Source organism: Sphaerisporangium flaviroseum, assembly GCF_039537005.1.
GTDB classification, from domain to species: domain Bacteria; phylum Actinomycetota; class Actinomycetes; order Streptosporangiales; family Streptosporangiaceae; genus Sphaerisporangium; species Sphaerisporangium flaviroseum.
In genome coordinates this window covers 533,639-551,164 of record NZ_BAAAZR010000001.1, presented here as the reverse complement: position 1 = coordinate 551,164, position 17,526 = coordinate 533,639, and the positions used below count along the sequence as shown (strand labels likewise).

18 protein-coding genes are annotated in these 17,526 nt (G+C 71.5%); 4 read left to right on the top strand and 14 right to left on the bottom strand.

The features are described from left to right. The first annotated feature begins 56 nt into the window (after positions 1 to 56). Together ABD810_RS02715 and ABD810_RS02710 are read left to right on the top strand one after the other, a co-directional pair. A complete protein-coding gene (locus ABD810_RS02715) occupies positions 57 to 764 on the top strand; it encodes a glycosyltransferase family 2 protein (RefSeq protein ID WP_344933748.1) in 708 nt (235 codons plus the stop codon). Then, complete coding sequence (locus ABD810_RS02710; protein WP_344933747.1) at positions 761 to 1,453, top strand: TIGR04282 family arsenosugar biosynthesis glycosyltransferase; 693 nt, start codon at positions 761 to 763, stop codon at positions 1,451 to 1,453. Before ABD810_RS02715 ends, ABD810_RS02710 begins: the two co-directional genes overlap by 4 nt. Positions 1,454 to 1,477: 24 nt before the next feature. Here ABD810_RS02710 and ABD810_RS02705 read toward each other — a convergent pair whose 3' ends face one another. The 4 genes from ABD810_RS02705 to ABD810_RS02690 all read right to left on the bottom strand — a co-directional run bounded on the left by ABD810_RS02705 (position 1,478) and on the right by ABD810_RS02690 (position 6,017). Then, the gene (locus ABD810_RS02705; RefSeq protein ID WP_344933746.1) at positions 1,478 to 2,674 is read right to left on the bottom strand and encodes a site-2 protease family protein; all 1,197 of its coding nucleotides are present in this window, start codon (positions 2,672 to 2,674) and stop codon (positions 1,478 to 1,480) included. Continuing rightward, positions 2,671 to 3,588 carry a universal stress protein gene (locus ABD810_RS02700; RefSeq protein ID WP_344933745.1) on the bottom strand — a complete coding sequence of 306 codons (918 nt, stop codon included), beginning with the start codon at positions 3,586 to 3,588 and terminating at the stop codon, positions 2,671 to 2,673. Before ABD810_RS02700 ends, ABD810_RS02705 begins: the two co-directional genes overlap by 4 nt. Before the next feature lie 14 nt (positions 3,589 to 3,602). Beyond that, entirely contained in the window at positions 3,603 to 4,208 is a 606-nt protein-coding gene (locus ABD810_RS02695; RefSeq protein WP_344933743.1) for an Rv1733c family protein, read from the bottom strand. Positions 4,209 to 4,517: 309 nt separating this feature from the next. Continuing rightward, positions 4,518 to 6,017, bottom strand: a complete 1,500-nt coding sequence (locus ABD810_RS02690) for a phenylacetate--CoA ligase family protein (RefSeq protein ID WP_344933741.1) — start codon at positions 6,015 to 6,017, stop codon at positions 4,518 to 4,520. Positions 6,018 to 6,311: 294 nt separating this feature from the next. Between ABD810_RS02690 and ABD810_RS02685 the strand changes: the two genes are divergently transcribed. Then, positions 6,312 to 7,103 (top strand): hypothetical protein, encoded by a 792-nt coding sequence (locus ABD810_RS02685; RefSeq protein ID WP_344933738.1) that lies wholly within the window; start codon positions 6,312 to 6,314, stop codon positions 7,101 to 7,103. A 69-nt stretch (positions 7,104 to 7,172) separates the two neighbouring features. Here ABD810_RS02685 and ABD810_RS02680 read toward each other — a convergent pair whose 3' ends face one another. Together ABD810_RS02680 and ABD810_RS02675 are read right to left on the bottom strand one after the other, a co-directional pair. Next, the gene (locus ABD810_RS02680) at positions 7,173 to 8,420 is read right to left on the bottom strand and encodes an APC family permease (RefSeq protein ID WP_344933736.1); all 1,248 of its coding nucleotides are present in this window, start codon (positions 8,418 to 8,420) and stop codon (positions 7,173 to 7,175) included. After that, on the bottom strand, positions 8,417 to 10,282 hold the full coding sequence (locus ABD810_RS02675) for a bifunctional copper resistance protein CopD/cytochrome c oxidase assembly protein (protein ID WP_344933734.1): 1,866 nt from the start codon (positions 10,280 to 10,282) through the stop codon (positions 8,417 to 8,419). Before ABD810_RS02675 ends, ABD810_RS02680 begins: the two co-directional genes overlap by 4 nt. A 335-nt stretch (positions 10,283 to 10,617) precedes the next feature. Here ABD810_RS02675 and ABD810_RS02670 point away from each other — a divergent pair, with 335 nt between their 5' ends. Continuing rightward, positions 10,618 to 10,812, top strand: a complete 195-nt coding sequence (locus ABD810_RS02670) for a CsbD family protein (protein ID WP_344933732.1) — start codon at positions 10,618 to 10,620, stop codon at positions 10,810 to 10,812. 92 nt (positions 10,813 to 10,904) lie between these two features. Here ABD810_RS02670 and ABD810_RS02665 read toward each other — a convergent pair whose 3' ends face one another. The 8 genes from ABD810_RS02665 to ABD810_RS02630 all read right to left on the bottom strand — a co-directional run bounded on the left by ABD810_RS02665 (position 10,905) and on the right by ABD810_RS02630 (position 17,519). Beyond that, entirely contained in the window at positions 10,905 to 11,534 is a 630-nt protein-coding gene (locus ABD810_RS02665) for an RraA family protein (RefSeq protein ID WP_344933730.1), read from the bottom strand. Between the two features lie 100 nt (positions 11,535 to 11,634). Continuing rightward, positions 11,635 to 12,453, bottom strand: coding sequence for a class I fructose-bisphosphate aldolase (locus ABD810_RS02660; protein ID WP_344933727.1), 819 nt, complete (start codon positions 12,451 to 12,453; stop codon positions 11,635 to 11,637). A gap of 60 nt (positions 12,454 to 12,513) precedes the next feature. Then, on the bottom strand, positions 12,514 to 12,882 hold the full coding sequence (locus tag ABD810_RS02655) for a nuclear transport factor 2 family protein (protein WP_344935382.1): 369 nt from the start codon (positions 12,880 to 12,882) through the stop codon (positions 12,514 to 12,516). Further along, positions 12,879 to 13,331: a VOC family protein gene (locus tag ABD810_RS02650; protein WP_344933724.1), complete on the bottom strand. Its 453-nt coding sequence runs from the start codon at positions 13,329 to 13,331 to the stop codon at positions 12,879 to 12,881. Before ABD810_RS02650 ends, ABD810_RS02655 begins: the two co-directional genes overlap by 4 nt. A gap of 59 nt (positions 13,332 to 13,390) precedes the next feature. After that, positions 13,391 to 14,584, bottom strand: a complete 1,194-nt coding sequence (locus tag ABD810_RS02645; RefSeq protein ID WP_344933722.1) for an aromatic ring-hydroxylating oxygenase subunit alpha — start codon at positions 14,582 to 14,584, stop codon at positions 13,391 to 13,393. A 216-nt stretch (positions 14,585 to 14,800) separates the two neighbouring features. Then, positions 14,801 to 15,211 carry a VOC family protein gene (locus ABD810_RS02640; protein ID WP_344933720.1) on the bottom strand — a complete coding sequence of 137 codons (411 nt, stop codon included), beginning with the start codon at positions 15,209 to 15,211 and terminating at the stop codon, positions 14,801 to 14,803. Then, positions 15,196 to 16,503, bottom strand: coding sequence for an FGGY-family carbohydrate kinase (locus ABD810_RS02635; RefSeq protein WP_344933718.1), 1,308 nt, complete (start codon positions 16,501 to 16,503; stop codon positions 15,196 to 15,198). The genes ABD810_RS02640 and ABD810_RS02635 overlap by 16 nt, the downstream gene beginning before the upstream one ends. Next, entirely contained in the window at positions 16,497 to 17,519 is a 1,023-nt protein-coding gene (locus ABD810_RS02630) for a zinc-dependent alcohol dehydrogenase (protein WP_344933716.1), read from the bottom strand. Before ABD810_RS02630 ends, ABD810_RS02635 begins: the two co-directional genes overlap by 7 nt. Between the last annotated feature and the right edge of the window lie 7 nt (positions 17,520 to 17,526).

Below are 17,526 nucleotides of genomic sequence, written 5' to 3'. Positions count from 1 at the left end.
GATCCGTCATCACCTCGTAAGGGTTGGACGGCCCCGGCGGCTCTACCGTCACAATCATGGAGATCGACGTTGTGCTCCCCTGCCTGGACGAGGAATCCGCCCTGCCGTGGGTGCTGGAACGCATGCCCGACGGGTTCCGCCCGATCGTGGTGGACAACGGGTCCACGGACCGATCGGCCGCGGTGGCGACCGGCCTCGGCGCGCGGGTGGTGAGCGAGCCCAGGCGGGGTTTCGGCGCCGCGTGTCATGCCGGGCTGGTCGCGGCGACGGCGGACCTCGTCTGCTTCATGGACTGCGACGCCTCCCTCGACCCCCGCCAGCTTCCACGGGTGACCGAGCCTGTGCTCGCCGGGAGCGCGGACCTGGTCCTCGGCCGCCGCCTGCTCCGCGCCGACGCGTCCTGGCCCCTGCACGCACGACTCGGCAACGCCGTGCTCGCCGCGAGGCTGCGGCGCAGGACCGGTGCCCCCGTGCACGACCTCGGGCCGATGCGTGCGGCCATGCGCGAGGACCTCCTGGCGCTCGGCCTGATCGACCGGCGGTTCGGCTATCCGCTGGAGATGGTGCTGCGCGCGTCCGCCGCGGGATGGCGGCTCGGCGAGGCCGGTGTCGACTACCTGCCGCGTGCGGGCCGTTCGAAGGTGACGGGCACGGTACGAGGGACGCTGCGGGCGATCGGCGACATGCGCCGTGTCATGGCGCGATACCACCGTGACCTCGCGGAGCAGGACCGTGTGATGGCCTGGCCGGAGGGCACGCCATGAGCTCCGGGGACCGGGGCGGCGCGGCCGTGCGGCCGGGACTCCGGTGCGGAGGTGCGGCCGGCCAGGTGCTGGTGATCGCCAAGGAGCCGGTGCCGGGGAAGGTGAAGACGAGGCTGACCCCGCCTTTCAGCCCGCCGGACGCGGCGCTGCTGGCCGCCGCCTCGCTGGCGGACACGCTCCAGGCGGTGGCGAAGGCGCCGTCGGCGCGGCGGGTGCTGGCGCTGGAGGGCGCTCCTGGCCCGTGGCTGCCTGACGGGTTCACCGTGCTCCGGCAGCGCGGCCAGGGGCTGGACGAACGGCTGGCGGCCGCCTTCGACGACGCCTACCGGCTCCTGCATGCGCCCATCGTGCTGATCGGCATGGACACCCCGCAGGTCACCGCGGAGATGTTGTCCACCGCCCTGTCGCTGCTCGGCACGTGGGACGCCGTGTTCGGTCCGGCGGCCGACGGTGGATTCTGGCTGCTCGGGCTTCGTGTGCCCGACCCGGGTCTGCTGCTCGGCGTGCCCATGTCCCAGCCGTACACCGGGGATGCCCAGCTCGCACGGCTGGCCGGGGCGGGGCTGAGCATCGCCCGGATGCCCCGCCTGACCGACGTGGACACCGTCGCGGACGCGGTCGAGGTGGCCGCGGAGGCGCCGGAGTCCCGCTTCGCCGAGGCCCTGGCCGGCCTGTGGGCACTCCGGTGATCGACGAGGCGCACGTGGAAGGTGTCAGGCTCCGGGATCGTGCAGAGGTTCGGTGGGGTGGTTCCGCTGGGATCCCTGGTCCGTCGCCGTGCCGGTCCGAGACGAGGTGGCGCGTAGGATCGCCTGCTGGAGGGATCGGGTGAAGTCGGCCGTGGTGACCATGCCCACGACACGACCCGCGTCGGCGACCACGGCCATCAGCTCACCGGAGAAGCCGGAGACCTCAAGGATCCGTGTGGCCTGGTCATCCGGGGAGAGCAGCCGATCGGCGGGCAGGGGCCGGGCCACCGTAGAGATCCGCCTGTCGTGGCGCTGTTCGGGCGGGATCGCCGTGAGAGCCTCCAGGGAGAGGGTTCCCGCGGACTCGCCGGCGAAGTTCACGACGGGGAACACGGCCTGACGGGAGCGCGACGCCACGGTCGAGACGAAGTCGTCGATCTCCTGCCAGGCGGGTGCCACGTCCGGAGACGCCGTCATCACGTCCCGCACGCTCCATCCCTTGAGCCCTTCGTGAGCGACCCGGGCCAGGCCCTCGCTCCGCGCGGCGCTGCCCAGGAACCAGCCGATCAGCATCAACCAGAGCCCGCCGGTCCATCCAAGGAAGATCAGCTCCAGGCCACCGGCCACGATCAGCATCATGCCGAGCGCCTGCCCGGCCTTGGCCGCCGCACGGTCGGCACGTGCCCGGTCCCCGTGCCTGCGCCACAACGCCGCGTGCAGCACCCGGCCGCCGTCGAGGGGGGCGCCGGGCAGCATGTTGAAGACGGCCAGCACGACGTTCATCAGGGCGAGCCATTGCACGGCCGCGACCAGCAGGACCGGACCGGGCAGGAGCAGCACCGTCACGTAGAAGAAGATCCCCAGCACCAGGCTCACGAGCGGGCCCGCCACCGACACCCGGAACTCGTCCTTGGGCGTCTTGGTCTCCCCCGCGAACTCGGTGATCCCGCCGAGCAGCCACAGCGTTATCGACTTCACCGGCACCCCGCAGCGGCGGGCGACGATCGCGTGGGCGAGCTCGTGGGCGAGCAGGGACAGCAGGAATATGAGCGACGCCGCGGCGGCGACCATCCAGTAGCGGGCGGGGTCGTGGTCAGGGGCCGCCTTCGGCAGCACGGCGCTCGCCAGCACCGCGCCGATCAACACGACGATCACGATCGTCGACCAGTGAGCGCCCACGGATATGCCCGCCACGTGCCCGAGACGGAGGTTCTGCTTCATCTACCCAGGCCCCCGCCGCCACTGGGACCCCGGTCGACGGCGGGCGCCGAGGAAGGGTGGGGTCGTACGATCGCGACCGGGCAGTACGCGTGGTGGAGCACGCCGTGGCCGACCGAGGCGAGCACGGCGGAGCCGAAGGCGCCCCTTCCCCGGGAGCCGACCACGAGCAGGTCCGCCCTGGACGACGCCTCGGCCAGGGCCTCGACGGGGTGGGCGCGCACCACCGTGTCGTGCACCTCCACCTGTGGATACTTGTCCCGCCATGGCAGGAGCTGCTCCTTGGCCGCTCGCGTGCCGACGTCGTAGATCTGTTCCAGGTCGGAGGTGTAGCTGGTGAACATGGGGAGGAACACCGACACCTGCCACGCGTAGACGGCCCTCAGCCGGGCTCCCCTGCGGGCGGCCTCCTCGAAGGCGAACTCCAGCGCCGTCTCCGACTCCGGTGACACGTCGTGGCCCACGACGATCTCTCCGTACGCGGTCTCCTGCACGTGCACGGCCACGACGACCGGGCAGTCCGCGTGCCCGGTGACGCCCATGGAGACCGAGCCGAGCACCAGCCCCATGAATCCTCCGAGGCCCCGGCTGCCGACCACCAGCACCTCGGCGTCATGGGATTCGCGAAGCAGTTCCTTCCGCACGTTGCCCGTTCGCGCCACCGTCTCGACCCGCAGGCCCGGCGCCCGGTCACGGGCCACCTTGGCGGCCTCCGTGAGCACGGCCTGCGACCGTTCCGTCAGGGACTCGTGGAACCCCGGCGGTGTGGCGAGCGACTGGTCGAACACCCAGGGCTCTGCCACATGGACGATCCGCAGGTCCCGGTCACGCCGTATCGCGTCGTCGACGGCCCACCGTACGACGCCGAGCGCGGCCGGCGAGCCGTCGACGCCCACCACCACCGGTCGTCCGTTCATGGCTTCCCTCCAGTTCAGGGCTGCCTCGGGCCCCGCCACCGGTCGTGGGCGGAGGTCCAGGCCCTGTCCCACTCCACGTAGCGACGGCGGTCCAGGAGCCACCGGACCAGCAGCAGGTTCAGGCCCAGCAGCCCCGCGGCCCCGGTGACGACGCCGAATCCGGCCACCACCGTGTCGGCGACGGTCTGCGGGTGCGTCCTCGGCGCGGCCGTTGGCCGGCCTGAGGAGTCGACCCACATCTCCAGCGTGGAGCCGGCCCTGGCCTGCGCCGGCACAGAGACGACGCCGGTACGCAGTCGCCCGTCGGGCAGGTACCACCGGGCCTTCGCCTTCACGCCGAGCACGGCGCCATGGGAGGAGACCGCGCTGGTGCTGGCGGCGTCCTCCAGCAGGACGGCCGTGACCGCCTCGCGGACGCCGGGCTCGACCCGTTCCGCGACGACCCCATGCTGATAGACGACGCGGGCCACCAGGACGGCGGGCCACACACTGGCCAGCAGGGCCAGCAAGGTGATGATCACGGCGATGGCCTCGATCCGGTCGGAGCGCCGGCGCAGCGGATTGCGGTCGAACCGATATCGGCGAACACACCTCGTCGTCCACCTGGCCAAGGAACGCATGGCGCACCTCCCTGTCAGGGATCCCCATCCAGAGTCGGGTACGGCGGAGTAACCCGACAGGGGCTTACGACGCCTCCCGGCAGGACGTTCGGCCCTGCCCGCCACCTGCGTGTTCGTACGCAAAGTGACTGCTCATAACCAACGTACGACGACTTCTGGACGGGTTGTATGCCGCCCCGTCGCCATCGCCGGATCCCCCGCTGAATCCCTATGGATCGCTCCAAAATAGGGCTATGTAGCCGTATACCGCCCTCACGAGGGTCAACTTTGGCCCAGGATTCGTTGACCCGCCCCGCCGACGGGTCATCCCTAACGGGTGTAGCGGTGCTTGACGCCGGGCGGGAAGAACTCGGGGTCACCGGTCTCACGCAGCTCCACCGCCGGCGTCTGGTACGCGGCCGGGACGTAGTGGGCGAACTCGCTGTTCAGCCGCAGGAGCTCCGTCCTGATCGAGGCGGCGACCACGGGCACGAAATCGGGATCGTCCCGCTCTCCGGGAGCCAGTTCCACGACCACGGACAGATGGCGGTCGCGGTCCTCGTCCTCATCGACCATGAGGACGAACTTGCCCGTGACCCGGTCGCCGACCTCGGGCCGCTCCAGGCCGACGGTGACGTTCTCGGGGTAGATGTTGGCCCCGAAGAACGACACGGTGAACAGGGACCGCCCGAAGACGTACACGAAGGGCAGGGCCGGTGCTCCCCGGCGCTGATCGGCGGTCCCGGGCCCGGCCACCGGGTCGAAGCCGTGCTTCCGGCAGAACTCCAGCATCCGGTCGTAGGTCACGATGCCGCCCTCATCGGCGATGTGGTAGCGGACCAGCGGCACGCCGTTGTCGCCCGTGAACAGCAGCGTGCCCTCATGGGTCTCGAAGTAGCGGGTCACGGGGTCGTACTGCACGAGGGTGGGCAGCCGAGAGTCGCCGAACAGCTCACGCGCGGCGCCGGGGTCGCTCGCGAGGAACCGGCGGACGCGGATGCTCAGCGGGGTCTCGTTGCCCAGCACGCCGGCGTCGGCGGTGCCGTAGAGGGACGCCGAGTCATGGCAGGGCTCGTTCATCCCGGCTCTGCGCCCGACCAGGTCGCGCCACTCCTCGCTGAACACCTCGCCGGCGAGCACCAGGCGGATCCCGTACCGCGCCCAGTCGACGCCCCGGCCCCGCCCGGCGTCGACGACGTTCTTGACGAACGGCGGATAGCCCAGCAGCACCACCTGGTCGAAGTGCGGCCCGAGCTCGCCCACCACCCGGAGGATCTCCTCGACGTCGTTGCCCGGCGTCGCGACCGTGATCGCATAGCCCTTCGCGGCCAGGTGCCGGCAGCAGGCGGCGGTGTACATGCCGCCGACCCAGCTCCCGAGCGCGAAGCAGATCACCGCCAGGGTCCGCCGCTCGTCGGCGCGGAAGCTGTCGTGGAAGACCTGTTCGAACCGGGTGGCGACCAGCCGCTCGTCCAGCACGGAGCGGGGCCAGACCGTCGGCGTGCCGGACGAGCCCGAGGACACCGCGACCATGTCGCAGGCGTCCAGCCGCCCGCCCCGGCACAGCTCGGGCAGGGCGTACCGCCGCTGGTAGTTGTCCTTGTCGAGGAGCGGTACGCGCGTGAAGTCGTCCACGGCACGAATCGTCGCGGGATCGAGGCCGTGCTCGCGCAGGAACGCCTGGTACGCGGGCACCGTCGAGGCCACGTCGTGGAACAGGGCCAGCGCCGCCTCGGCGCCCCCGTCCGAGGGCGCAGTGGCGGCGGGTACGGCCTGGTAGAACGCCTGGAGCCCGGCGAGTACGCGCGCGGGCCGATCCTTGTCGATCACATCGGGCTCCCGTCGTGGTCATGATGGCGGTGGACACGCGACCGGTCCGCCACACGATCGTTGCAGCTTTGCCGCCAAGCAGCGCTTTGGTACACATGTGACTCATGGGAAGATTGCTAATCTTGTGGAAATGTGTGAACTTTCCGGACAAGCCGCAGTCGGAACTGCTAATAAGTTGCGCGGCCAGGAATCACAGCAGAGAGGTTCGGCATGGACCGCGACGGCACCCCGAGATCCTATGAAGAGGATCCTCTCAATACCGGCCCCCTGGGTATCGAGTGGAACGACGAACCGGTGCGCGCGGGTGGTGACCTGCTGTCTGACGGCTGGAAACCCGGGCAGGATCCCGCTCGGGCTCAGAGTGACGACTCGCTGGAGTTCGAGCGGCCGGACCTCGATCGGGCCGGCGATGCCGAGGGTTTCGACGCGGCGGAGGACTACGAGCGGCCCGAGGGCTACGCCCGGCCGGATGACGACCAGTGGGATCCCGACGGCGAACCCGAGATAGAAGCGGAGAGCCGCCGCGGCTTCCTCGGTTCGGGCTGGACCGGCGAGAAGGACCCGGATGAGGAGAGGAGCAGCCAGAACAAGCGCCTCGTCCTGGCCATGGTCGCGATCGTCGTGCTCGCCGTGGCCGGTGGCTGGATCGTGTCCTCCTCGGTCGGCGCGAAGCCGGAGGCGTCCTGCTCGACCGCCGACTGCGCCCCGCCCTCGCAGGACCCCACGCTGACCGAAGGCCCGACCGCCGATCCCAGTACGGAGCCGACCGACGAGCCGACGGGCACTCCCGTGGAGACCACGTCGTCGCCGAGCGAGACGGCCACCTCCGTGCCGACGGCCTCCCAGGCGCAGGTGAGCGACGAGCCGACCACCCGCCCGTCGCCGACGCGCACCCGCGTCCGCTCGCCGCAGCCGTCCCCGCAGTCCAGTTCCCGCCCCCGGCAGACGGAAGAACCGCGGATCGAGGACGACCCGACCGAGCGGCCGAGCCCGTCCCCCACGCCGCCGCCCACCACGCAGGCTCCGCAGCCGGCCCCGAGCCCGACGCAGACCAAGAACGGCGGTCTGCTCGACTGGCTGTTCTGAGCGATTCCGGCGCGGCCCGCTGAGACCCGCGCCGGCGGCTGTGGTGAGCGGGCAGGCCGCCGGCCCCGGTCAGCGAGATCGAAGGGCTCTTCGTACGACCCAGGCGAGGACGCCGGCGGCCAGCACCGCGCAGCCGGCGAGCGTCGAGGACAGGGGCAGGCTGAACGCCAGCAACAGGCAGCCGGCGAGGCCCGCCAGCGGTACGACCCTGGGCGGGCGGCCCTCCTCGGCGGTCAGGGTGAGGGCCGAGGCGTTCGCGATCGCGTAGTAGAGCAGTACGCCGAACGAGGAGAACCCGATCGCGCCCCGCACGTCGGCCGTGGCGGCGATCACGGCGACCACCGTGCCGACGGCCAACTCGGCGCGGTACGGCACGCGGGACCTCGGGTGCACCGCGTCGAGCGCGCGTGGCAGGTGCGCGTCCCTGGCCATCGCCAGCACGGTCCGCGAGACGCCGAGGATCAGCGCCAGCAGCGATCCGAGGGCCGCCACGGCGGCCCCCACCCTCACCAGCGTCACCAGCGGCGCGGCGCCGGCGGCACGCACGGCGTCCGCGACGGGAGCGGCGGAGTGGGCGAGCCGCTCCGGGCCGAGCGCGGCGAGGACGGCGACGGCCACGGCGGCGTAGACGACCAGCGTGAGACCGAGGGCGATGGGGATGGCCCGGGGAATCGTCCTGGCCGGGTCCCGCACCTCCTCGCCCAGGGTGGCGATGCGGGCATACCCGGCGAAGGCGAAGAACAGCAGCCCCGCCGCCTGGAGCACCCCCGCCACGGTGACCCCTGTGGACGGTTCGAGCCGCGCGAGGTCGACCCTGCCGCTGGTCAAACTGGCCACCACGGCCACGGCCAGCACCACCAGGACGACGGCGACGATCACCCGGGTCAGCCAGGCCGCCTTGTGCACTCCGGCGTAGTTCACCGCCGTGAGCACCACCACGGCGGCCACGGCCACCAGGTGCTCGCGGCCCGGCCAGAGATAGGCGCCCACGGTCAGCGCCATGGCGGCACAGCTCGCGGTCTTGCCGACCACGAACCCCCACCCGGCGAGGTATCCCCAGAAGTCGCCCAACCGCTCGCGCCCGTACACGTAGGTGCCGCCGGACTCGGGATAGCGGGCGGCGAGGCGCGCGGAGGAGGTGGCGTTGCAGTAGGCGACCAGAGCCGCGACCGCGAGGCCGAGCAGCAGCCCCGACCCGGCCGCCGAGGCGGCGGGCCCGAACGCCACGAACACCCCGGCCCCGATCATGGAGCCGAGACCCACCACCACGGCGTCCCCGGTGCCGAGGCGCCGCACGAGCCCGTTCGAGACCGTCATGGACGCGCGACCGTGGCCTCGTCGGGGGCGTCCTGGGTGGTGACGCGCCGCCGGGCGTCACGCCGCCAGATCGCCATGAGGACGAGCAGGGCCACGATGGCGAGGGTGGCCGGCCCGACACCGAGCACGACAGCGGTCCGCTGGTCCGCGAGGCCGCCGGGAGCCCAGGGAATCGCGAGGACGTCGTACCACCCCTGTCCCTGGAGGGGGCCCGTGAGGAACACCAGGGCCATCCACGCCTGTACGACCAGCGCGCCCAGCAGCATGCGGGTGCGGACCACCGGGCCGATCGGCCTCGGCAGCGGATCGAGGCCCAGCGCCACGCTGAAGAACCACATGCCGGTCACCGCCACGACCACCTCGGCCACCAAGCGCACGGCGAGGCTCGACTGGGCCGACTCGAACAGGCCGGTGACGTAGAGGATGAGATACGGCACGGCGTACAGCGCGAGCGCCACCACAGGCCGGGTCAGCCGGAGCGCCGTCGGGCCCTCGGTCATCCGCCTGAGGTGCGGCGCGGCGGCCTGGAGCGGCACCAGCGGGGCTCCGAGGGCGAGCAGGGCCGGTCCGACGGTGCCGAGGAGGGCGTACTGCAGCGCGTGCATGGAGAAGATCGCGGGCCCGTACGCGGACACGCCCCCCGCCGCGGCGAACAGCAGGACGAGCAGGCCGGCCAGCGCCGCCACCGTACGGCCGAGGGGCCAGGCCTCGCCGCGTCGCGCGAGCCGCCACACGCCGACGAGGTAGGCGGCGCCGAGGCCCGCCACCGCGAGGATCAGGAGCGGGTCGGGCCGGATCTCGGTCAGCAGCCGCCAGGGAGTGAAAGGAGGCAGCGAGTAGCCGAGGAGTTCGTGCTGGTCGTGGGCCGCCTCCGCGCGCGGGGGCGGGGTGCGTGACAGGGCGACCGCCAGAGCGACCGTGCAGGCCATCAGGGCGATCTCCACGGTCGCCAGGCGCAGGAAGGGCCGGGACGCCGCCGAGGTCTCCAGGGCCGCGATCGTGGAGCGGCGGTGCCGCACGCCGAACCACCCCAGGGCCACCAGGGCGGCCAGCTTGGCGAGGACCAGCAGTCCGTAGCGCGACCCCCAGAGCTCCGCCGGTTCCCCGAGGCGGACCCAGGCGTTGACCAGGCCGGAACCGCCGACGGCGATGTAGCAACAGAGGGCGATCGCGCTGAACCGACGTACCGCCATACCCGGCGACCGCGACCCGCGAAGGCGGGTGACGAGCCCGAACAGGCCACCCACCCAGACCGTCACCGCGGCGATGTGCAGCATCAGGCTGGAGACGGCGATGTTGTGATCGGCGGCGGAGGCGGAGTGGCCGACATACGCGGGCGGCAGCACGGCGAAGATGGCCAGAGCGAGCAGCAGCGCCCGGCGCCAGGGGCCGAGCGGGAGCGTCGCGGTGACCGCGATCGCCAGGGTGGTCAGCGTCACCAGCAAGAACGCCTGGCCCTGGGGAACCTCCACGCTGAAGGTGGGCAGGAAGCCCGATTCCAGGGCCTCGCCCACCGGAAGGCCCAGAAGGTCCGACAGGGTGAGGATCTGGGTGACGGCCGCGCTTGCCGCCCATCCGAGCGCCCAGGGCGCGGCCGAGTGGGTGATCTGCCGCCGGGAGGCCGCGTCATCGGCCAGCGCCACGGCCGCGAGCAGGATTCCCACGGTCGCGATCGCGCAGATGTCGTGGACGACCCTGACGATGGGAAGGCCCAGGGTCGTGAGGGCCCCGGGAGAGGGCAGTCCAGGGATCTCCGGCCTCGGCCAGCCGCCGCCGAACCACATCGCGAGGACGAGCACGGCGGACGCCGCGAACGCCGCGACGAGTACCAACACGGCCGAGCGCCGCCGGAGAGAGGTCATTCTCCTGCTTCCTTGATTCGGGACCGTACTGTGCCAGTTGCTCGACTGTGATCGAGTATCTCCGTATTCGACGGCGAGGGCGAGGCTTATCGGAGAGGGAAACGGCCGCTCCCGGAGGAGACCGCCGCGACCGGCGAGCCTTCGTCTCGGAACCTACGGCCGCCCCGCCCCGCCGCGCTCCGGCACGGCAACGATCACGGAACACCGCCCTCACCTGGGGTTTTGTTCGATCATGTCAGGTCTTGAGCGAGCGCAGAGGCCGGGATCGCGTTTACCCACCTCCCCACCGGACAGGGGCAGTAACGGGACACACCCGATGTGAAGGGGGCCAGATCATGGGCGCTGAAGACAAGATCTCCAACAAGGCCGAAGAGCTCAAGGGCAAGGTCAAGCAGGGTGTCGGCGACGCCACCGACGACGACCGGCTTCGGGCCGAGGGCGAGGCCGACGAGTCCAAGAGCCACCTGAAGCAGGCCGGTGAGCGAGTGAAGGACGCCGCCAAGAACGTCAAGGACGCCTTCAAGGACTGACGCCCGCCGAACGCGCGTACCCGCCCCGGACCACCGGGCGGGTACGCGCGTTTCCGCGGTCCGCGGTCAGGAAGGACCGGTGATCCGCCTGCTCACAGGGATCGGCGGATCTTGGCCACCATGTCCTCCTTGTATCGGTGGGCCTCGGCGAGGGTGGCGCCGTCCCGCAGAGCCATGACGACGTCCTCCTCGGCGTCCGCGTACATGTAGGACTCGGCGAAGACATCCGTCGAGGGAAGGGCCACCACCCCGGCGCCGTCCATGACGATGGTGGTGCTCTCGTCCACCCGTACCCCGGCGATCTCCACCGGGAGGCCGATGGACGCCACGTGCACCTTGGGGCCGGGCCCGGCCGTGGCCTCGTAGAGGGCCCACACCGGCAGGCCGAGGTCACGGAACGCGTTCGCGTCGCGGACCCCGCCCTCCACCAGCAGGCCGGCCGTGCCCCGGGCGAGGGCGGCGCGGGTGAGGATCTCGCCCCACACCGCTCCGGCCGCCGCCTGGGCGCCGGCCACGACGATCACCCGGTCCTCCAGGTCCTCGTCCATCAGCGAGAGCAGCGGATCCAGTCCTTCGTCTCCCTGCCCATGTGCGAGCCGTACGGTGCGGGCCCTTCCGAGCAGGCCCAGCGACCGGTGGATGGGCCGCAGAGGCGGGCTGAGCCAGCCGGTGAGCCCGCGCAGTTGTAGTACGTCCGCGATCGCGGTGGTAGGCGGAACCACAGTATCGATCACCTCTTGTGGAGAAATATCTGGATCTTGCGACTGAGGGCGGCGAGAACCGGGCCCCGATGAGGAGCCACGTCCGGCGAAAGGACCCGGCTCACCGCCCGGCTCCCGGGCTGGTACTGGAAGGGCGATCCGCGTCCGCCGCGCCGTGAACGGCCTCGCGCAACCGCTCCACGAGCTGTCGCGGCTTCTCCGAGCCCCAGACGTTGCGTCCGAAGGCGACACCGGCCCCGCCGGCGTCCACGACCCCGCGGGCCAGGGCCACCACGTCGTCCTCGGTCGCCATCTTCGGACCTCCCAGCGCGACGACCGGGACGGGACAGGCCCGCACCACTTCGGCGAACTCCTCCGGCGGCCCGGGGCAGACCGTCTTGACGATGTCGGCGCCCAACTCGGCGCCGATGCGGGCCGCCCGCGCGACGTTCTCGGCCGTCCACGGCACGGCCTGGCCCCATCCGCCCGGGATCATCTCCGCCATCACGGGCAGGCCGAGCAGCTCGCACTCCGAGCACAGCCGGGCGAGCCGGGTGAGGGACCTGTCCTCGTCGGGGGCGCCGGGGAAGGCCAGCACGACCACGCAGTCGGCGCCGATCGTGAGCGCCTCCTCGGGCCGGTGCAGCAGCGCGTTCGTGTCGCCGGCCGCCCGGTCGCCGAGCTCGGACGAGCCGCCGTCCACCCGGAGCACCAGCCCGGAGCCGGCGAGCGGGCCCGCGTACGCACGGGCCACGTGCCAGGTCGCCAGCACCGCGTCGGGCCGGCCGGCCGCGATCTCGTACATGGGCTCACCGAGCGGCGGGCCCTCGCCCATGTACGCGGCGTGGTCGATCGCGACGAAGACGCCACGGCCGTCGGCGCCGAACATGCGCCGCATGCGGCGGAGCTTGCCCGCTCCGACGGCGGAGGTGTGCTGCACGCTTCTTCCTCTCCCTGCTCCCGGGCTCCGGCGAAGCGTTCCACCGAGGCACGTGCCTGCTCAGAGAACCTGGCGTTCGAAGTCGGCGCCGTCCCAGTAGTCCACTCGGTGGGCGATGAGCCCGTCTCTGACCCGGAAGCGGAACACTCCCCGGATCAGCACCGGCCTGCTCCTGTGGACGAAGGCCATCCGGTACGCCACCGCGGCCCTGTCACCGTCGATCAGCATGTCCTCCACCTCGTAGTGAAGGTTCGCGAAGTCGGCCAGGAAATCCACCAGGCCTGCGCGGTAGGCGTCCCTGCCGCGCAGGCCGGTCCCGGCCACGGACGTGTGCTCGTTGTGGAAGTCGGGCGTCACGCAGGAGGCGATCTCCTCGGGGGAACGGCGGTTGAGCGCCTCCATGTAGCGCTCCACCGCCTGCCGCGTCACTCCCCCCAAAGGGTGCGAACCTCCTCGAAGACCTTCTGGTTGTGGGAGATCTCGACGACGTTGCCGTCGGGATCCTTGAGGGCGCAGATGTAGCCGACCGGGGGCGGCAGCTCCATCGGTTCCCAGTGCAGGCAGCCCAGCTCCCGTGCGCGCCGCGCGATCTCGTCGACGTCCTCGCGGTTCGGCACCTCCATACCGAGGTGGGCGAACGGCGAGAGCTGTGGCTGCGGCGTGCCCCTGTCCTTGGCGAACTCCACGAGGACCAGGACGAACGGGGTGTCCACCTGCTTGTCGTTGGAGAGCCAGGCGTTGCGCCCGTCCTTGTCCTCGTGGGTGGAGACCACCACGAGCGGAGTCATGGTCGTGTAGAACTCGATGGCTTTGTCGAGGTCACAGCTTGGCAGCGCGACATGCGTCCAGCGTGCCTCCGTGAGCTTCTTGCCGAGCACCAGTGCCTCCTTGAGCCGTTCAGTGCTTGTGCCGTCACGCCCGTCAGGTCCTCTTCCGTTCAATCCTTGTCGACGGGCCCCTCGAACTCGTCCGCGTCGAGGGGCGTCGCCACGTCCTGGCGGATCAGGCGCATCATGTGCTGAGCCCTTCCCTCCCAGACGCTGGGCGGACCCACCCGGTAGAAAGGCGACCGGAGGTTCTCCATCAGCTGGGTCACCATGTCGGTGTCCTCTTTGTTGGTCAGCGCGAGCCCGTCGAGCTCACGGTTCTGCAGCGCGATCTCCTCGGTCAGCCCGTAGATCCGGGAGAAGAGCCGTGACCTGCCCGCCGCGATCGGGTCCACTCTCACCATGATGAGCTGGGAGGCGTACGGCAACGGCGTCAGGTTCGGATAGACGAACTCGGCGTAGCTGCCGCGAAGATCCTCCTCGTTCAGGTCGGTACGCCCGAGCGACATGTCGAAGCTCTCCGCATGCGGTTTGTACCCGCTGGTCGTACGGCCCTCGAAGCGCACGACCGTGTCCATCTGCTTGCGCACCTTGTTCAGCCGCCGGTGGACGAAGCGCACATGGTAGTCGTCGTTGGAGTTCTCCACGAAGGCCTTCCAGTTGATCGGATAGACCTCGTCGAGCTCCCTGTGGTACCGCCGGTAGCTTCCGATCTTGTATTTCTCGTAGCGGGGCAGCAGTGGCGCGATCCACGACTCGAACGGCGGCGCCTTGCGCGACAGGCATCCGAAGACCAGCTTGTCGAAGGCCACCTTCACCCGGATCGGGACCAGGCCGTACTCCTCCATCGGGAAGCCCTGGCCGTACATCCGGTTCATGTCCGGAATGCTCAGCAGCCTGCCGTCGATGGCGTAGGTCCAGGCGTGGTAAGGGCAGGCCAGGGCCTGGCAGTGCCCGGCCGGCTCGGACGCCAGCGCCGCGGCTCGATGCCGGCAGTTGTTGAGAAAGCCCCTGACCGAACCATCGTCCTGCCGGATCACGATCACGGGTTGCATGCCGATGCGGCCGGTGATGTAGTCCCCGGGTTCGGCCAGGTCCTCGGTGTCGCCCAGCCACACCCACGACCGCCCGAAGACCCTGATCATCTCCAGCGCGAACAGGTCCTCGTCCCAGACCTCCCAGGGCTGGAGCATGTCACTGGGCAGAGGAGGATCCACGAGCCCGCGCGACTCGCGTTCCCACCGATCCTTCCTGCGCGTGACGCTTTGGTGCAGAGCCTGCTCCGTCAGGTCGTCTGGGAGCACCAGCTGCCTCCTGTCCTGCTCGGACGGACCGGCGACCGGCGAGCGGACCGCCGGTTGAGGGGAGGACCCGGAGACGGACCCCCTGGAGGGCGTCTTGGCGGATCATCCGATTGAGGGGCGACGTCTCGGACGGTACGTCCGGGATCGGCGTGCCCTCCATGTGCCCCCAGCCCAAAGATCGGCGTTCCTGACTGCGTCCAGTGGTCGGCTACGAGGTCACCGGGTCAGGGCCTTTCCATCCGACTTCCACCACATGATGATCTGGTTGCCCCAGGGGTCGAGGAACGACGCGTGGTGGCCGTCGAACTCCTCCCAGTAGGTCTGCTCCCACAGGGCGGTGGCGCCGAGCATGACGGCCCGGTTCAAGTATTCGCCGGGCGCGGCGTCGACCAGGATGTAGGTGCGCGGCTGCGGGCCGGAACGCGGCTGCGGCGGGCGCGGCATCGGATCGGGGAGCTGTTCCCGCTCGTTCCAGAGCCCGAGACGCACCCCTTCTCCGGCGATGACCTGGTGGAACACTCCCTGCGGCCGACCGTTGATCTTCCATCCGAACAGCTCCCTGTAGAACTCCGAAGCCGCCTCGACATCACGGGTGGGGAGGTCGACGAAAATCACCGGGTTGGGCACAAAGACTCCTCGGATGCGAGACGGAGCTCGGCCGCGTCGCCGAGCGCGATGAACCGCCGGTAGGCGTCGCGGTAGACCGGGTCGGGCGACGGCTCGACGACCGTCACCGAGGGCCGTGGCCAGGAGCCGCCGGGGGCGGTGCCGGGCGCGGGCCACCATCCGGCGCCGGCGCCCGCCGCCAGCGCCGCGCCGTAGGCGGCGAGCCCGGTCTCGGCAGGCACCTCGACCGGCACCTCCAGCACGTCGGCCTTGATCCGGCACCACAGCGGGCTGCGGGCCGGGGATCCCGCGCACACGAGCACGCCGAGGGACACCGGCAGCGCGTCCGCGATGTGGCGCAGGCCGTACGCCGCGCCCTCCATCACCGCCCGGCACACGTGGGCGGGACCGTGGCCGGTGCCGATCCCCACGATCTCCGCCCTCAGCTCGCGGTTCCACCGGGGCGCCCGCTCCCCTTCCAGGTACGGCAGGACGAGCAACCCGCCGGAACCGGGGGAAACGGCTTCCGCCAGCTCCAGCAGATCCGGGACGGAACGGCCGGTCAGCCCGGCGAGCCACTCCAGCATGAGCCCGTGCGCGCCGACCGGTCCGCCGACGATGTCGACTCCGGTGGCGACGCTGCGGAGGGCGTACAGGTCGCCGTGCGCGGCACTCGCCTCGATGGCCACGGCGAGGCCGCCGGTGCGTCCGCCGGGGTCGAGCCCCCGGCCCGGCGTGTCGAGGCCCCCGGCCCAGAAGGCGAGGTAGGCGTCCGGCGCTCCGGCGACCAGCGGCACGCCGGGCGGCAGGCCGAGCCCTCCGTCCGTCTCGCCGACGGCCGCGCCGGTGAGCGTGAGCGGCCCGAACCCGTCGAGGGGCGGGTCGCCCGGCCAGCGTGACTGGTGGTCGTCCGCGCCGAGCCGGGCCATCAACCAGTCGAACACCTGGCGGGCCTCACATCCGGGGCCGAGCACGTCGCGCTGGGCGTACTGCTGCTCTGCGGGGCTGCCGGTGGCACCCGCCGGATGGCGGCACGTCACCGCCGGGCCTTCCCCGACGGGCACGGTGGTCGGGCTCTGGCCGCCGACACAGATCGCCTCGGGCCTTCCTCCTCCGTTCAGTGAGCCCAGCAGCCCGGTCACGGCCTCCACCACCCCGGCGAGCCACGCCGCCTGGTCGGCCCGGCCCTCGGGCCAGCTCTCCGCGCCGGGATACGTTCCGGTCGCCGAGCCTCGTACGTTGCCCTCGGGGTCGAGTGCCACCGCCCGTGCCGAGTTCGATCCGAGGTCGACCCCCACGACGGTTCTCAGCATGCGCCCACCAGCACCCGGTAGACCGGGGAGTAGGCGGCGAGCTTGAGCGCCGCGCCCACGTCGTCCAGGGAGAAGCGGGCGGAGACCAGCGCGTCGAGGTCGGCGGCCAGCCGTCCCGCGGCGATGAGAGCCGCGGCCTCCCGCCAGTCCTCCGGCTCCTGGCTGTAGACACCGATGATCGACAGCTCGTGGTGGTGGATCAGATCAGGGCTCAGCCCCGCCGACAGGTCCTTGGGGAAGGCGCCGTAGAGCACCACCGTGCCTCCGTCGTCGCACAGCGCGACGGCGTTCTCCAGCACGCCGGGGGCTCCCGTCGTGACGAACACGACATCCTGCTTGCCGCCGATCTCCAGGGCCTCCTCGGGGGCGGCGGCCCACGCCGCTCCGGCCGTGCGGGCCCCGGAGAGCCGGTCGGGGCTCACGTCCACCACGCCCGTCGCGGCGGCGCCCTTGTGGCGGGCCAGGGCCAGGTGCAACCGGCCCATGTACCCCGCGCCGACGACCGCCACCCGGTCCCCGGCGCGCAGCCCGCCGAGGCGGACGGAGTGGGCCACGCAGGCGAGCGGCTCTCCCATGACGGCGTGCTCCATCGGGGCCGCCCCCGTCACGTACGCCTGGGTCGCCCTGACCACGACGTGCTCGGCCAGACCCGCGCCGAACGACACCGTGCCGTCCGACAGCGCGCCGCCCTGGGGGCGCTTGCAGAGCGCGCTCCGGCCCCTGCGGCAGGCCGAGCAGGTGCCGCACCGGGTCAGCAGGTCGATGGTGACCGTGTCGCCGACGGCGGGCGAGCCGGGGATCCCCTCCACCGCGGCGCCGGCCTCCACCACCCGGCCCGCGACCTCGTGACCGGGCGCGACGGGGTAGAAAGGCTTCTCGCCCGCGAAGAGCCTGCGCTCCATCGTGCACAGGCCGCAGGCCCCCACCTGGACGAGCACCTCGTCGGGGCCCGCCTTCGGCGTGGGCTCATCCCGCAGCTCGACCGCCTCGGGGGCGGTCATCACGGCGACTCTCATCGGCTGC